The sequence below is a fragment of the Kushneria sinocarnis genome (assembly GCF_003633775.1).
Classification (GTDB): Bacteria; Pseudomonadota; Gammaproteobacteria; order Pseudomonadales; family Halomonadaceae; genus Kushneria; species Kushneria sinocarnis.
Genome location: NZ_RBIN01000009.1, coordinates 1 through 14,488, shown reverse-complemented (window position 1 = coordinate 14,488; position 14,488 = coordinate 1). Strand labels below are relative to the sequence as shown.

15 protein-coding genes and 1 tRNA gene are annotated in these 14,488 nt (G+C 65.2%); 6 read left to right on the top strand and 10 right to left on the bottom strand.

What is annotated here, in order from left to right:
- Positions 1-60 precede the first annotated feature (60 nt).
- From cmoA to C7446_RS14140, 3 genes are all read left to right on the top strand, one after another.
- On the top strand, positions 61-801 hold the full coding sequence (gene cmoA / locus C7446_RS14150; protein WP_121173778.1) for a carboxy-S-adenosyl-L-methionine synthase CmoA: 741 nt from the start codon (positions 61-63) through the stop codon (positions 799-801).
- Positions 802-817: 16 nt separating this feature from the next.
- Positions 818-1,801, top strand: a complete 984-nt coding sequence (cmoB, locus tag C7446_RS14145) for a tRNA 5-methoxyuridine(34)/uridine 5-oxyacetic acid(34) synthase CmoB (RefSeq protein ID WP_121173777.1) — start codon at positions 818-820, stop codon at positions 1,799-1,801.
- Between the two features lie 136 nt (positions 1,802-1,937).
- Complete coding sequence (locus C7446_RS14140) at positions 1,938-2,918, top strand: ChuX/HutX family heme-like substrate-binding protein (RefSeq protein ID WP_121173776.1); 981 nt, start codon at positions 1,938-1,940, stop codon at positions 2,916-2,918.
- 101 nt (positions 2,919-3,019) lie between these two features.
- Here the strand turns inward: C7446_RS14140 and cysN are convergent, their stop codons facing one another.
- The 5 genes from cysN to C7446_RS14115 all read right to left on the bottom strand — a co-directional run bounded on the left by cysN (position 3,020) and on the right by C7446_RS14115 (position 7,448).
- Complete coding sequence (gene cysN, locus C7446_RS14135) at positions 3,020-4,447, bottom strand: sulfate adenylyltransferase subunit CysN (RefSeq protein WP_121173775.1); 1,428 nt, start codon at positions 4,445-4,447, stop codon at positions 3,020-3,022.
- Positions 4,448-4,509: 62 nt separating this feature from the next.
- The gene (gene cysD / locus C7446_RS14130) at positions 4,510-5,421 is read right to left on the bottom strand and encodes a sulfate adenylyltransferase subunit CysD (protein WP_121173774.1); all 912 of its coding nucleotides are present in this window, start codon (positions 5,419-5,421) and stop codon (positions 4,510-4,512) included.
- Positions 5,422-5,638: 217 nt separating this feature from the next.
- Entirely contained in the window at positions 5,639-6,367 is a 729-nt protein-coding gene (locus tag C7446_RS14125; RefSeq protein ID WP_121173773.1) for a metallophosphoesterase, read from the bottom strand.
- Between the two features lie 5 nt (positions 6,368-6,372).
- A complete protein-coding gene (locus tag C7446_RS14120; protein WP_121173772.1) occupies positions 6,373-6,819 on the bottom strand; it encodes a DUF1249 domain-containing protein in 447 nt (148 codons plus the stop codon).
- A gap of 2 nt (positions 6,820-6,821) precedes the next feature.
- Positions 6,822-7,448 carry an NUDIX domain-containing protein gene (locus C7446_RS14115; protein WP_121173771.1) on the bottom strand — a complete coding sequence of 209 codons (627 nt, stop codon included), beginning with the start codon at positions 7,446-7,448 and terminating at the stop codon, positions 6,822-6,824.
- A 181-nt stretch (positions 7,449-7,629) separates the two neighbouring features.
- Between C7446_RS14115 and greB the strand changes: the two genes are divergently transcribed.
- A complete protein-coding gene (gene greB, locus C7446_RS14110) occupies positions 7,630-8,175 on the top strand; it encodes a transcription elongation factor GreB (RefSeq protein WP_121173770.1) in 546 nt (181 codons plus the stop codon).
- 15 nt (positions 8,176-8,190) lie between these two features.
- On the opposite strand, the gene C7446_RS14105 is transcribed toward greB, so the two are convergent.
- Positions 8,191-9,168: a methyltransferase gene (locus C7446_RS14105; protein WP_121173769.1), complete on the bottom strand. Its 978-nt coding sequence runs from the start codon at positions 9,166-9,168 to the stop codon at positions 8,191-8,193.
- A gap of 4 nt (positions 9,169-9,172) precedes the next feature.
- Positions 9,173-9,490 carry a class I SAM-dependent methyltransferase gene (locus C7446_RS16610; protein WP_211327962.1) on the bottom strand — a complete coding sequence of 106 codons (318 nt, stop codon included), beginning with the start codon at positions 9,488-9,490 and terminating at the stop codon, positions 9,173-9,175.
- Between the two features lie 107 nt (positions 9,491-9,597).
- Here C7446_RS16610 and C7446_RS14095 point away from each other — a divergent pair.
- Positions 9,598-9,674: transfer RNA gene (locus tag C7446_RS14095), tRNA-Arg, on the top strand.
- A gap of 53 nt (positions 9,675-9,727) precedes the next feature.
- Here the strand turns inward: C7446_RS14095 and C7446_RS14090 are convergent.
- From C7446_RS14090 to C7446_RS14080, 3 genes are all read right to left on the bottom strand, one after another.
- Positions 9,728-10,279 carry a hypothetical protein gene (locus C7446_RS14090; RefSeq protein WP_121173768.1) on the bottom strand — a complete coding sequence of 184 codons (552 nt, stop codon included), beginning with the start codon at positions 10,277-10,279 and terminating at the stop codon, positions 9,728-9,730.
- Between the two features lie 295 nt (positions 10,280-10,574).
- Positions 10,575-12,347, bottom strand: a complete 1,773-nt coding sequence (locus C7446_RS14085; protein WP_245977859.1) for a SulP family inorganic anion transporter — start codon at positions 12,345-12,347, stop codon at positions 10,575-10,577.
- Positions 12,348-12,380: 33 nt separating this feature from the next.
- A complete protein-coding gene (locus C7446_RS14080) occupies positions 12,381-13,295 on the bottom strand; it encodes an MBL fold metallo-hydrolase (RefSeq protein WP_121173767.1) in 915 nt (304 codons plus the stop codon).
- A gap of 181 nt (positions 13,296-13,476) precedes the next feature.
- On the opposite strand from C7446_RS14080, the gene C7446_RS14075 reads away from it, so the two are divergent.
- Positions 13,477-14,391, top strand: coding sequence for a DMT family transporter (locus C7446_RS14075; protein WP_245977858.1), 915 nt, complete (start codon positions 13,477-13,479; stop codon positions 14,389-14,391).
- The last annotated feature ends 97 nt before the right edge of the window (positions 14,392-14,488 follow it).

Genomic DNA, 14,488 nt, shown 5'->3' with positions numbered 1-14,488 from the left:
CATCGCGACAGCACCCCCGCATCCCATGTCTCTCCGAGATGACCCGATGGCCAGAGCCCGATGAATGACGCATCTTACCGTGACGCACTCTTTTCAACACCCCTGGACCGCGTCGCCAGTTTTTCGTTCGATGAACAGGTGGTGCGCTGCTTTCCCGACATGATCCGTCGTTCGGTGCCCGGCTACGGTCAGATCATCGGCATGCTGGGCGTGATCGCCGCCCGCCATCTGCGTCACGGCGCCCATGTCTACGATCTCGGCTGCTCGCTGGGCGCCTCGACCCTGGCACTCTGCCAGCAGTTGCCGGCCGATGCATTTACCCTTGATGCCATCGACCTCTCGCCGGCCATGGTGCAACGAGCGCGCGATGTCCTCGCCGAGCACTGCCCCGGGTACGCCATCGGGGTGCACGAGGGCGATATCCGTACCTGTCCGCTGCAGCCGGCCGGGCTGATCATGGTCAATTTCACCCTGCAGTTTCTCGACCCCGCGGATCGCGACGCGGTCATCGAGCGGCTCTGTCGGGCCCTCGAGCCCGGTGGCGTCCTGATCCTGGCGGAAAAGATCACCTTCGCCGATGACGCGCAACGCACCCTGATGAGCGACTGGCATCACGATTTCAAGCGGGCGAATGGCTACAGCGAGCTGGAAATCTCGCAAAAGCGCAACGCGCTGGAGAACGTGATGATCCCCGATACGCTCGACGCCCACCATGAGAGGCTGACGCGCTGCGGTTTCACCCGGCACTACACCTGGTTTCAGCACCTCAACTTCGCTGCCATGGTGGCCTTTCGCAACTGATCCGCTTGTTCCGGCCATGTCCAATTGCAACTACCAGCAGGCACTCTATCACGCTTTCGTCGATGCCGGCCTGACCGGCTGGCTGGCACGCCTGCCCGACCAGCTCGCCCGGGGCCTTGATCGCCAGCGCTTCGGCGACCTGCCGCAGTGGGAGAAGGCGGTCGGCAAACTGCCAGTCCTCCCCGCCGAGCGCAGGGTCCGGCTCGATGCCGATACCGTGGCCGTTGACGCCGGCCTGAGCGATGCCGACCGACGTCGCAGCCGCAGCCTGCTCGGGCTGCTGGCGCCGTGGCGCAAGGGCCCCTACCGGATCGACGACATCGTCATCGACACCGAATGGCGCTCGGACTGGAAGTGGCAGCGTGTGGCGCCCCACCTGAGCCCACTGGCCGGCCGGCGCATACTCGATGTCGGGGGCGGCAACGGCTATCACGGCTGGCGCATGGCCGGCGCCGGGGCCGATCTGGCCGTGGTGGTCGATCCCTCGCCGCGCTTCTACTGGCAGTTTCTCGCCATGCGCCACTTCATCGGCAGCGCGCCCCCGGTCCACTTCGTCCCCGTCGGGCTGGAAGACGTGCCCGGCGGGCTCGAATACTTCGATACGGTCTTCTCGATGGGCGTGCTCTACCATCGCCGCTCGCCGATCGACCACCTGCTGGCCCTGCGCGACACCCTGCGCCCGGGCGGCGAACTGGTGCTGGAGACCCTGGTGGTCGAAGGCGATGAGCACACCCTGCTGATGCCCGGCGACCGCTATGCACGGATGCCCAATGTCTGGTTCCTGCCCTCTGCCGCAGCCCTGACACACTGGTGCCGGCGCTGCGGCTTCGAGGAGGTGCGGGTGGTCGACGAAGGCCCCACCTCGCTCGAGGAGCAGCGCGCCACCGAGTGGATGACCTTTCAGTCGCTGCGCGACTTCCTCGATCCCGCTGACCCTACCCGCACCGTGGAGGGACACCCGGCCCCGCGCCGCGCCGTCCTGGTGGCCCGGCGGCGCTGACCCCCACCCGGCTCGCGGTTCCTGCCGACCGCCGGGGGTTGTCCACGCCGCGCTTATCGACAATAATTCTCATTCTCGAAAAAGCTACCCTGTTCGCCTGTCCGACGTGCACGCCACCCCGTGCAGGAGTCATGCAATGACGCTAGCCACCGCCGTGTTCGAAGCCTTCGAGGAAGCGCGCCTGCGCGCCCCGCATCTGGACAGCCGGCAGCTGGCCGAGCTGCTGGGCGTCAGCGAGGGCGAGATTCAGGCGGCCAGACTCGGTCAGGGCGTGCGGGCCCTGGCGCTCACCGCCTGTGATCTGGCCATGATGCTGCCCCGGCTGGGGCCGCTGCTGGCGGTGACCCATGCCCGGCATGCCACCCTGCGCAGCCACATCGCGCACTGCCGGATCGACGTGGGCGAACGCCATGCCTATCTGGCCCATGGCGATACCCTTGCGATGGAAATGCTGCTCTCCGGCTGGTACTGGGTCTGTCTCTCCCACGAACAGGCCGCCCCGGATCAGGAAGTGACCCCCTGTCTGCAAATCTTCAACCGCTTCGGACAGGCCATCCACCGGCTCTACGCGCTGGAGCCGGACCATCCGGCGTGGCGTGCGCTGACATTCCGGACCACGCTGAAAAGCCCGGCCTTTACCCGCGGCATCGAGGTGCTCGCCAGCCCCGTGCCGCAATGCCTGCCTGCCCTGCTGGCGCAGTGGCGCGGCCTGCGCACCGAACGGGCCTTCCACCGCATGCTGAGCCGGCACCGTCTGCGCCGCATCGATGCCAACCGGGCGGTCGAGGGTCATTTCAGCCAGCGTATCGACATCAACCGTTTCATCATGGCCATGGCCGCGGCCTGCCACAACCGGCGGGCCACCCGGGTCAGCCTGGCCCGTGACGGCGGCCTGCACCGGCACTGCGCCCGTTTTGACTACCTGGCTCCGGGGCCGGATCACCGGCTGCAGCTCGAAGGCGACACCCTGACCCTGAGTCTCGACAGCCTGGCGCTTGATGAGGCGTGGCTGGTTACCCGGCCGGATGAACAGGGCCTGCGCACACTGCTGGAAGCCTTCGATGAGCGCGGCCGGCTGATTGCCGCACTGGAAGCCTCGCGCTCGCAAGGCTTTTGAAGGCATTCGCGCATCGCCGCCCCGCGCTCGCTTCGTGCCCCCAAACGGCATCGCCCCGCAGACGCGGGGCGATGTGATCGGCCTGCATTCGGGCGGCGGGCTCAGCGGCTGCGGAACAGCTCGCGCACATCCTTCGCCTCCCAGTGCGGGAAGTGGCGGCGGATCAGCGCATTGAGCTCGATCTCGAAGGCTTCCCAGTCCACCGTGGTGGCCCCGCTGCCTTCACTCAGTGCCTCGCGCACCATGCCGGCGCCGACGGTCAGATTGGTCAGCCGGTCGATGACGATGAAGCTGCCCGTGCCGGGGCTGACCTCATAGGCATCCACCGGCACCGCCTGGGTCAGCTCGACCCGGCAGCGCCCGATCTCGTTGAGGCCCAGCTCGCCGGTGTCGTGATGGGTCAGCGTATTGACGTCGATGCCGTAGTCGATGGCATTGATCTGACCGCTGGCATCACGGGTGGCCAGCTTGAAGTCATAGCCGCGCCCGGGCACCAGGGCGCGCTCATGCATCCAGACGATGTCCGCGGTAAAGCTGTTTGACAGCGGCAGCTCGGCCTCGCCGCCCACCAGCCAGTCGCCGCGGGAGATGTCCACCTCATCGGCGAGGGTCACGGTGATCGCCTGGCCGGGATAGGCCTCCTCGAGATCGCCATCGAAGGTCACGATCCGCTCGACCGTCGAGGCCTTGCCGGAGGGCAGTACCTTCACGCTTTGACCCGGCCGCAGGACACCGGCCTGCAGGGTGCCGGCATAACCGCGGAAATCGAGATCGGGGCGATTGACATACTGCACCGGGAAGCGCAGATCACTGAGATTCTGATCCTCGGTGATCCGCACATCCTCCAGCAGCGAGAGCAGTGCCGGCCCCTCGTACCAGCTCATGTTGTCGCCGCGATTGACGACACTGTCGCCTTCCAGCGCCGACATCGGCACGAAGTGAATGTCCTTGGTCGAGAGATTGCCGGCGAACTCGAGATAGTCGCGGCGGATCTCCTCGAAGCGCTCCTGCGAGTAATCCACCAGGTCCATCTTGTTGACGGCGATCACGAAGTGCTGGATGCCCAGCAGATCGCAGATGAAGCTGTGGCGCCGGGTCTGCACCTGCACGCCGTAGCGGGCGTCGATCAGGATCACCGCCAGGCTCGCGGTCGAGGCCCCGGTCGCCATGTTGCGGGTGTACTGCTCATGCCCGGGCGTATCGGCGATGATGAACTTGCGCTTGTCGGTGGAGAAGAACCGGTAGGCGACATCAATGGTGATGCCCTGCTCGCGCTCGGACTGCAGTCCATCCACCAGCAGCGCCAGATCGACCCGATCCCCGGTGGTGCCGCTGGTCTTCGAATCGCGCGACAGCGCCGCCAGCTGATCCTCGTAGATCATCTTCGAATCGTGCAGCAGCCGACCGATCAGGGTCGACTTGCCGTCATCGACGCTGCCGCAGGTGATGAAGCGCAGCAGATCCTTCTGCTCGTGCTCCTTGAGATAGGCTTCGATGTCTTCCGAGATTTTGGGGGAAGAGTGTGACATGTCGGACACCCTGAAAATGAAAAACCTGTATCGGCGCGTATCCAGTCGGATCCGGCCTGACCTCAGAAATAGCCTTCGCGCTTCTTGCGCTCCATCGAGCCGGCCTGATCGTGGTCGATGGCCCGGCCCGAGCGCTCGGAGGTCCGGGTCAGCAGCATCTCCTGGATGATGTCCGGCAGCGTATCGGCCTCGGACTCCACCGCGCCGGTGAGCGGATAGCAGCCCAGGGTGCGAAAGCGCACCGACTTCATCTCCGGCTGCTCGCCCGGCTCCAGCGGCATGCGCTCGTCGTCGACCATGATCAGCGTGCCATCGCGCTCGACCACCGGCCGCTTCTTGGCGTAGTAGAGCGGCACGATGGGAATCGACTCGAGATAGATGTACTGCCAGATATCCAGCTCGGTCCAGTTGGAGAGCGGGAAGACACGAATCGACTCACCCTTGTTGACGTGGCCGTTGTAGAGATGCCACAGCTCGGGACGCTGGTTGCGCGGGTCCCAGCGGTGATAGCGATCACGGAAGGAGTAGACGCGCTCCTTGGCCCGCGAGGCCTCCTCGTCACGCCGTGCCCCACCGAAGGCCGCATCGAAGCGGTACTTGTCCAGCGCCTGCTTGAGCGACTGGGTCTTCATGATATCGGTGTACTTGGCACTGCCGTGATCGAAGGGGTTGATGCCGGCCTCGCGCCCCTCCTCGTTGATGTGCTCGATCAGCTCCATGCCGGTTTCGGCCGCCATGCGGTCGCGAAACTCGATCATCTCACGGAACTTCCAGGTGGTGTTGACGTGCATCAGCGGGAACGGCGGCGTGCCGGGGTAAAAGGCCTTGCGGGCCAGATGCAGCATCACCGAAGAGTCCTTGCCGATGGAGTAGAGCATTACCGGGTTGCGGAACTCGGCTGCCACCTCCCGGATGATGTGAATCGACTCGGCTTCGAGCTGCTTCAGATGGGTCTGTCGCTCGGCGGAAAGCATGCGATCGGCAACCTCTTCATGACAGGCGTGCGCGGCCCCTCGGCCAGCGCTGAAACAATAGACTGCTGCTGCGAATGGACACAGCGGCGAGCGTTCATGGGCAATGATCGGCCCGATGGTCACAGGACCGTGATGATGCAGCCACGTTAGCCATCCATCATCATAACGTCAAAGAATCAACTTCTATCCCTTTAGATGATAATGGCATAAACGGCTGTCAGGCAGTGTTCACGCGGATCACCCGCGACTGCAGGGCGCCGCTGTCCGCCAGCTCGATCACCCGGTAGCCGGGGCGCGCCGCTTCATCGAGGGCAAACTCGGCGCTGGCGGCAACGAACTGCCGGGAAACCGCCGGCACGGTCTCGACCGACACCTGCCGGTGACACGTCTCGAACACATGATGGACATGGCCGGCAAGCACGGCACGCACCTGGTCAAACAGCGCCAGGCGCTGCCAGAACTCGTCGCGATCGGCGAGTCCCGCCGCATCCATCCACGCCGAGTTCACCGGGACCGGCGGATGATGCATGGCGATCAGGGTCGGGCGCGAATCGGCCACCAGCCGTTCGGAGAGGCGCTCGAGTGCGGCCGGGCCCACGCGCCCGCCGGTGTCACCGGGCACCAGCGTATCCAGCAGCAACAGCTGCCAGCCCTCGATGACCAGCCGTTCGGGCAGGGGTCGCACCTGCACCATGGCAGTGCGCTCGTCATGGTTGCCGGGCAGCCACTCCCAGTCGCAGCCGAGCCGGTCGAGACAGCTGGCTGCCAGCCGATAGGACGCCACGCTGCCATCCTCGCTGACATCGCCGGTGACCAGCACCAGATCGGGATGCTGATGGCGGATATCGGCGACGACCGCCTCGCAGTGGCGTCGCGCATGCACCCCGCGGTACCCGGCCTCGGGATCGGCACTCAGATGCAGGTCGCTGAGCTGAATCAGACGCATGGCGATCAGGGGGTCTCGGGCTGATTCATGGCCTGGCCGTGGGCCAGGGTGTGGTCGAGCCACTCACCGAGAAAGCGGTTGAGCTGAAGCTTCTCGTCGGGCTGGTGCATATGCGCATTGGGATAGCGATAGCGCCCCTGGAAGTGGCGGCGACGCTGAAAGTCCGTCACCTCCGCCATGCGCACATCGTGATAGAGGTGAACGACCATGCGCGGGGTTTCAAGCATGCCGTCGAGCGTGCCGCTCTGGGACACCCTCAGCATGGTGGTATAGGGCGCACGCTCACGCACTTCCAGGTGCAGCGAGCCGAAATGCCCGGTGCGCCCGGTGAGAGGAATCTCGATATGGTCGCCGGCCTCGGCCTCCCCCAGCAGACGGCACAGGCGCGCATAGTTCGCCGCGCACTCGCCCTGCAGGGTTCTGAGATCTGTTACGTAAGCGTTTTTCGTCAAGATTATCTCCTTGCCCTCAGGCTGGCGCGCTCACGCGCCAGCCAGTACATGGCGATCAGCGCCATGGCATTGTCCAGATGTCCTTCTTCCATGAGTTGCCATGCCTGCATGAACGGCAGGACATGCACCAGAATATCCTCGTTTTCACTGTCGAGCCCGTGCACGCCTCCCAGCTCGCGACTGTCGATCAGCGCACAGTAGAGCGTGACATATTCGGTGCAGGCGCCGGGACTGGGAAAGTAGCGCTGCATCTCGATCAGCTCGCCGATCCGGCAGCCGGCCTCCTCTTCCGCCTCGCGCCGGGCGACCGCCTCGAGGGATTCGCTGCTGTCGATGATGCCTGCCACGGGCTCGATCAGCCAGGGGGTGCGCGTACGATCCAGCGCCCCGGGACGAAACTGTTCGACCATCGCTACCGTATCGCGTTCGGGATCATAGAGCAGCACGCCAACGGCATCATGACGCACGTGCACCTCACGGCCGACCGGCTCGCTCCACCCCCCGTCAAACCGACGATAGCGGACATGACGCCGGTAAAGCTCGAAAAACCCCGCCTGCAGACACTCATCCCCGAGACGTTCGACATCCTCGCGACCGAACCGGCCCAGAGGTGATTGCTGCTGCGTCATGACACCCGCTCCCGTCACATGATTCCGATTAACGACACAGTATCGGAAAGCCGATTCGTCTTTGCCAGGTCGAAGGGGTCGGCCGTCGCACTCCCGCCCTCGCCTGTCACCCGCTTGGCAATGATCGGACTCCCGGCTAAGGTAGCGGCTTTGATTACTTCGCAAACCTCGGGCAGGCGCCATGAAGGGACGCAACATGACACGCTGGCGCGATCCGGCCAAGGATCCGCGTCAGGAGAAGAAAACCAACCTGATCACCGCAAGGGGTTACGCGGACATGCAGGGGCTGCTCGATCACCTGGTACGCGAGCGCCGCCCCGAGCTCTCGCGCAAGACCGGCGAGGCCGCGGCCCAGGGCGATCGCAGCGAGAACGCCGACTACACCTATAACAAGAAGGCGCTCAACGCCACCATCTCGAAGATCGCCTGGCTGCAGCGGCGTCTGGACGATCTGACCGTGGTCGACCGCCTGCCGGAGGATCTCGAGCGGGTCTTCTTCGGTGCCTGGGTGACCCTGGAAGACGATGAGGGCGAGGAGATGACGGTGCGCATTGTCGGCCCCGACGAGACCGACAACCGCCACCGCTGGATCAGTGTCGATGCCCCGCTCGCCCGCGCCCTGCTGGGCAAGCGGCTGGACGATGATGTCACCGTCGACGCCCCCGGCGGCGAGCAGCACTATATCGTGACCGGCATCGACTATGCCGGCACCGACCACCGCCGCTGACAGCGGCCGGAGTGTTCAGCTACCGGCGCGATAGACCCGGAAGCGGCGATCCTCGCTGATCACCTCGACCCGACTGAAGTTCGCCTCGAGCATGGCGCGATACGGCAGGAAGGCATTCGCCACCAGATAGAGGGCACCGCCCGGCACCAGATGGCGCGCGGCCGAGGCAATCAGCCTGCGGGTCGGATCGGTATCGACCTGACGCTCCTGATGAAACGGCGGATTGGTGACGATCGCCTCGAACCGACCCTCGATGCCCTCCAGCATGTCACCGGCCTGCACCGCGGCTTCCAGCCCGTTGGCGGCCAGCGTACGCCGGGTAGCCTCCACGGCAAGGTGATTGCTGTCCACTGCCGTCACTTCGGCCCCGCCACGCGCCAGCGTCGCCGCGATCACGCCATCGCCGCAGCCGATCTCCAGCACCCGCCCGTGCAGTTCGGGCAGCGCCGCCAGCAGCATCTGCGTGCCTTCATCCACCCGACCGTGGCCGAAGACACCCGGGTGGCTCACCAGCGTCAGCGCCAGGGCCTCGAAGCTCTCCCACTGATCGTCCTCCGCCATCGCCACGGTGGCACTCTCGAACAGTGAACAGCGCCGGGCGTTATCGACCCGCTGACACGCCATGCCCAGCGCCTCCAGCATCTTCGGCACCCGACGCACTCCGCCGTGATGCTCACCAACGATCATCAGCGGCGTACCGAGTGGCAACTGACGGCAGAGCTCCTCGATCCACCAGCGCCCCAGCGCCAGCGTCTTGGGCCAGAACAGCAGCACCCCGGCGGGCGTGGCGGGCAGCGCGAATTCGAGCCCTTCATGGACCTCATGGCCGGCCCGGCGCCACAGCGCCGCCACCGCGTGATCAAGTGTCAGAATCCGCCGGGCACCACCGTGCAGCAGCCCTTCATCGGCCGGCGGCGCCACCAGCAGCCAGTCGGCGAAACGCGCCTCCGGCTGGCGTGCCAGCAGCTGCCCCATGGGCGTGGTCATGGTCATGACGTCAGCACTTCCTTCGAAACGAGGCATCGACGCCGGCAACGGGTCGATGCAGGGTGTAATGCAGATAGCGCCCCAGGCGCCAGTACGGCTCGCAGCGACAAAAGCGCCACTCCAGCGCGAAGAGTTTATCAAGGGTGGCCGCCTCGGGGTGTCGTTCGCGCAGATAATCGTGGAAGACCCGCAGCCCGGTCACCCCGCGCTGACGCGTCTCCCTGAGCAGCACCGGGCACAGCTGGCCCCGATGGGCGCCGTACATCGAGCGGGCAATCCCGTCGACCCTGCCATTGAAATGACGACCCCTCCGAAAAGACCCGCGCACGGTCAGACGCTCCGGTAGATGACAGGCACCTCGATAGCGCACTGGCGCCTCATTGGGCAAGTCGGGTTTAACCCACGGAGCAAAATGCCTATAATACGCCCCGCTTTGCCCCCGTAGCTCAGCTGGATAGAGCGTCCCCCTCCTAAGGGGAAGGTCTCAGGTTCGAATCCTGACGGGGGCACCAGCGACGCTTCCTGCCCGCGCCTGCCCTGCTGCCGAGAGCGAAAGCGACAAACCTCAGCCCTCCCGGTGCAGGAACGCCGCGAACCAGGCGACTCTCTGCTCGAGCTCATCGTCGGCGGCAGACTGGGACTCTTCACTGTGGCCGGCCAGATAAAGATCCATGATCCAGCCGCTACAGCTTTCCGCAATCAGGTTGGCTCGCTGAATCTCCAGCATCGGCGCGGTGATCTGAGTCGCCATCAGCGGATGAAACAGCATCTCGTTGAGCATGCGCCCGGCCAGCAGCATGCACTGGCCCTGCTGGGCAAACAGCGCACGATTGCGAAAATGAAAGCCGATTGCACAGCAGGTGATGTACCCCTGCTCGCTGTCGCGCCAGGTCAGCACCCGAGCCGTCTCGAAGCTGGCATTCGGCCGGTTGATATCCAGCAGCGCCCGGCGCAGTTCAGGAAACTCCTCGACCTCGGGGATCCGGCTGATCAGCTCCGGGGCTGCCACCAGGCTCTGATAGGGATATATTCGGCCGTGATCGCTCTCGCCGGCCTTGTAGGGGATATCGATGGCGCCATCATCGAGACTGATGCGCAGCTCGGTTCGATTCTGCATGCGACTCTCCAGTGAAAAGCACGGCCTGCCAACAACCTACCAGCCATCACCCATGCCGCGTGACCCCTCGCTGCGACTGACATGCCCCTGCCAGGCCCACTTTCACATGCCAGAACACCCCGGACACCCAGCCCCCGCTCCCGGAACGTGAACCACACTGGCAAACCCGACGGTTTGACGAGTCTGGCGCTCGCCAATGCAAGAGCCCGAGCAGGGGGCAAAACCGAAACATGCCCTGCTCACCTGACAGGCGGTATGGGGTCAGTCGATTCCGGATCGGGCGCCGGGTGCTGCACTACTCCGATGACGTTGCAATATCAGGATGCGTCAGCGGCGTCGGGGCTTGTCCGTGCAGGCAGTGCCAGGCTTCGAAGGTGCTCAGAAAGACCCGGCCGTTCAGCGAGGCCAGCAGTTCGGTGCCGCTCAGGCGGTCCATGACCGGTCCCTTGACCTCCGCCAGGTGCAGGCCGATGCCACCCTCCTTCAGGCGCTGATTGAGGGTTTCCAGATTCTCCAGCGCCGTGGCATCGATCACGTTCACCGCCTGACAGGTCAGCACCAGGTCACGCGGAGGCGGGTCGCGATGGATGACCGTCGTCACCAGATCCTCCAGATAGCGCACATTGGCGAAATAGAGGCTTTCATCCACCCGCAGGATGGCCACGTGCGAATCGGTTTCCACCGCATGACGATGGATGTTGCGAAAGTGCTCGGTGCCGGGAATCCGCCCCACTTCGGCACTGTGGGGGCGACTGGTACCGTAGAGATGCAGCGCCAGCGACATCGCCACGCCCACCAGAATGCCGATCTCCACGCCCAGCAGCAGCGTGGTCAGCAGGGTGACCAGCATCGCCGCCCCCTCGCCGCGCGAGTAGCGCCAGACCCGCGCGAACGCTGGCAGATCGACCAGCGACAGCACGGCGACCACGATGGTAGCGGCCAGGCTCGCCATTGGCAGCTCACGCAATAACGGGGAAAAAAGCAGCATCACCAGCAGGATGCCGAGTGCCGTGAAGGCCCCGGCCGCCGGGGTGCGGGCGCCGGCATCGAAATTGACCACCGAGCGCGAGAAGCCGCCGGTGATCGGCATGCCGCCGGTCAGCGAGGCCGCGATGTTGGCCCCGCCCAGCCCGATCAGCTCCTGATCGGGGTCCAGCCGCTCACCGCGTCTGACCGCGAGGGCCTGGGCCACCGACACCGATTCCACATAACCGACAATACTGATCAGCACTGCCGGCCAGAGCAGCGACTGCCACAGCTCGGGCTGCCACTGCGGCAGGGTCAGCGGCGGCAGCCCGGCGGGCACCTCGCCGATCACCGCCACCCGGTTGCCCAGCCAGCCGGCACTGCCGGCGATCACCGCTGCCAGGGCAATGATCACAATGGGCGCCAGCCGGGTCAGCATGGCGGCCGGGCGGGGTGATATGCCGCAGCGCTGAAGCCCTCGACCACCCCAACGGCGCACGCTCCACAGCAGCAGCAGCGAGCCGCCGCCGATGGCGAGGGTCGCCGGACTGAACCCGCCCAGCGCCGCGGGCAGTTGCTTCAGCAGCGCCGGCAGTGTGGCGCCGGTGAGGTCGATGCCCAGCAGATGCCTGAGCTGGCTGCCGGCAATCAGGATGCCCGAGGCACTGACAAACCCGGTCATCACCGGGCGGCTGAGGAAGTTGACCAGAAAGCCCAGCCGGCAGAGTCCCATTACCAGCAGGATGCTACCGGACAGCAGCGCCAGCCCCAGCGCAGCGGTAATCGGATCGGTAAAGCCCTGTTCGGCGACCCGGCCCAGCGCCGCCGCGGTCATCAGCGAGACCACCGCCATGGGGCCGACCGAAAGCGAGGAGCTGCTGCCCAGCAGGGTATACAGCAGCAGCGGCAGCAGGCTGGCGTAGAGTCCGACCACCGGCGGCAGCCCCGCCAGCATGGCGTAGGCCAGCGCCTGGGGAATCAGCATCAGGGTGACGATGAGTGCCGCCAGCAGATCGTCGCCGAGTGTGCCGGCATCGTAGCGCCGCCCCCAGTCGAGAATCGGCAGCCAGCGCCGAAGGCCGCGCTTGTCGTGTTGCATCATGTTCGTGCCATTACCCGGCTTGTCAGGCGAGACTCACTCCCACGCGGCCCCTTCCAGAGCGTCCAGCGGGATCTTCAGATAGCGTCTGCCGTTGTCTTCCGGTTCGGGCAGACGCCCTCCCAGGATGTTGACCTGCAGGGCAGGCAGGATCAGTTTCGGCATCGGCAGCTCGCGATCACGCTGCTCGCGCATTTCGACATACTCGGCCTCGCTGCACTCCCCCACCCGGTGCCTGTTGTACCTGCGCTGTTCGCGCACCGTACTCTGCCACTGCGGCTCGCGGCCGTCGGGCAGGTAGTCATGACCGGTAAACAGCCGGGTCTCATCCGGCAGCGCCAGAATTGCCTGAATCGAATGCCACAGCTGATGCGCACTGCCGCCGGGAAAGTCGGCCCGGGCCGTGCCGAAATCGGGCTGAAAGAGGGTGTCGTGCACGAAGGCGGCATCGCCGATCACATAGGTGATCGAGGCCGGGGTATGACCGGGTGAATGCATGACCCGGGCCTGCAGCTCACCGATCCGGAAGTTCTCGCCATCCGCGAAGAGATGATCCCACTGGCTGCCGTCATCACGCAGCTCGGGCCAGTTGTAGATCTGCTTCCAGAGTGCCTGAACCCGGGTCACCTCGCGTCCGATGGCGGTCGGCGCGCCCGTTCTGTCATGCAGATAGCGAGCGGCGGAGAAGTGATCGGCATGCGGGTGGGTATCGAGAATCCACTCGACCTCGAGCCCCTCGCGCTCGATCCAGGCCAGCAGTTCATCGGCATGATGGGTCGCCGTGGCGCCGGACTGCTCATCGTAGTCCAGCACCGGATCGATGATCGCGCAGCGCCGGGTCGCGGGATCGGCCACCACATACTGAATGCTGAAGGTGCGGGGATCGAAAAAGCCGGCGACATCAGGCCAACCTGCCTCCCGATCCCCCGATGAGAACGCAAAGGTGTTCATGGATCCCCCCTGCTACGGCACGTTTGGTCTCCAGCATAACTCTGTTTATCTTCTAACGTTAGACCATCAGGGAATATAAGAGGCTCGATCATTTCTTCCGGGTTGGCGCGTGGTACAGCACGTGGTGAACTGACGGCCCTTTCAGGGCAACAATGGCCTCATGAGGCATAGCGGATCACCCATGGCAGAAGCCGGCACATCATCGCCCCACAGCCAACACCGCCGCTCCATCGACATGACGGCCAGCGCCCTGATGACGCTGTTCTGTCTGGCGCTGGGCTTTCAGCAGGTCGCCATCAAGGCCGTGGCCATGGATATACCACCGCTGGTTCAGGTGGCGTTGCGCTCCACCATGGCCGCGCTCCCGGTCATGCTGTTGATGCGCTGGCGCGGCATCCCCCTCGCCTCCCTGCTTTCTCATGCGAGGCCGGGCGTACTGGTCGGGCTGGGCTTCGCCGCCGAGTTTTTGTTCGTCGCCTGGGGGCTGAACTACACCCTCGCCTCGCACATGTCGGTGTTTCTCTATACCGCGCCGGTCTTTGCAGCACTCGGGCTGCACTGGCTGGTGCCGGGAGAGCAGCTGCGTCGCCCCCAGTGGTGGGGGGTCGCACTGGCCTTCACAGGCATGGTGATCGCCATGGCGCCAACGCCCACCCGGCTTGATGAACCCGCCCTGCTGCTGGGCGATGCGCTGGGTCTGCTGGCCGGGCTCGCCTGGGCGGCCACCACGCTGGTGCTCAGAAGCTCGACCCTCTCGGAGGCGCCGCCGGAACAGACCCTCTGCTATCAGCTGGTGGTGGCCGGGGCACTGCTGCTGCCGGCGGCCCTGCTCTTCGGCGCACCCGGAGCGATTCACTTAAGCGGCCCGGCGATTGCCAGTCTGGCATTCCAGACGCTGGTGATCTCGTTCGGCGCCCTGCTGTTGTGGTTTGCCCTGCTGCGCCGTTACAAGGCGTCGCAGCTGGGCATCTTCTCGTTCCTGTCGCCGCTTTTCGGGGTCCTGTTCGGCGCGCTGCTGCTCGATGAGCCGCTGACCCTCAATTTCATGCTGGGCGGGCTGGTCATGCTGGGCGGCATCGTGCTGGTCAGCCGCTAGGGAATCGCTGATCAATTCGTCTCTGAGCGGTTGAAGGGCTCAGAGTGGCACAACCATCGCGTCAGCGATCATTTTCTGACCACCTCAGGTGGTCCGT

Excerpts from the sequence above, each read along its gene's own strand:
- C7446_RS14115 (WP_121173771.1), bottom strand. The coding sequence starts at position 7,448 with ATGACGCAGCAGCAATCACCTCTGGGCCGGTTCGGTCGCGAGGATGTC.
- C7446_RS14085 (WP_245977859.1), bottom strand. The coding sequence starts at position 12,347 with ATGATGCAACACGACAAGCGCGGCCTTCGGCGCTGGCTGCCGATTCTC.
- cysD (WP_121173774.1), bottom strand. The coding sequence starts at position 5,421 with ATGCTTTCCGCCGAGCGACAGACCCATCTGAAGCAGCTCGAAGCCGAG.
- C7446_RS14075 (WP_245977858.1), top strand. The coding sequence starts at position 13,477 with ATGGCAGAAGCCGGCACATCATCGCCCCACAGCCAACACCGCCGCTCC.
- C7446_RS14080 (WP_121173767.1), bottom strand. The coding sequence starts at position 13,295 with ATGAACACCTTTGCGTTCTCATCGGGGGATCGGGAGGCAGGTTGGCCT.
- cmoB (WP_121173777.1), top strand. The coding sequence starts at position 818 with ATGTCCAATTGCAACTACCAGCAGGCACTCTATCACGCTTTCGTCGAT.
- greB (WP_121173770.1), top strand. The coding sequence starts at position 7,630 with ATGAAGGGACGCAACATGACACGCTGGCGCGATCCGGCCAAGGATCCG.
- cysN (WP_121173775.1), bottom strand. The coding sequence starts at position 4,447 with ATGTCACACTCTTCCCCCAAAATCTCGGAAGACATCGAAGCCTATCTC.
- C7446_RS14105 (WP_121173769.1), bottom strand. The coding sequence starts at position 9,168 with ATGACCATGACCACGCCCATGGGGCAGCTGCTGGCACGCCAGCCGGAG.
- C7446_RS14090 (WP_121173768.1), bottom strand. The coding sequence starts at position 10,279 with ATGCAGAATCGAACCGAGCTGCGCATCAGTCTCGATGATGGCGCCATC.
- C7446_RS14125 (WP_121173773.1), bottom strand. The coding sequence starts at position 6,367 with ATGCGTCTGATTCAGCTCAGCGACCTGCATCTGAGTGCCGATCCCGAG.
- cmoA (WP_121173778.1), top strand. The coding sequence starts at position 61 with ATGAATGACGCATCTTACCGTGACGCACTCTTTTCAACACCCCTGGAC.
- C7446_RS14140 (WP_121173776.1), top strand. The coding sequence starts at position 1,938 with ATGACGCTAGCCACCGCCGTGTTCGAAGCCTTCGAGGAAGCGCGCCTG.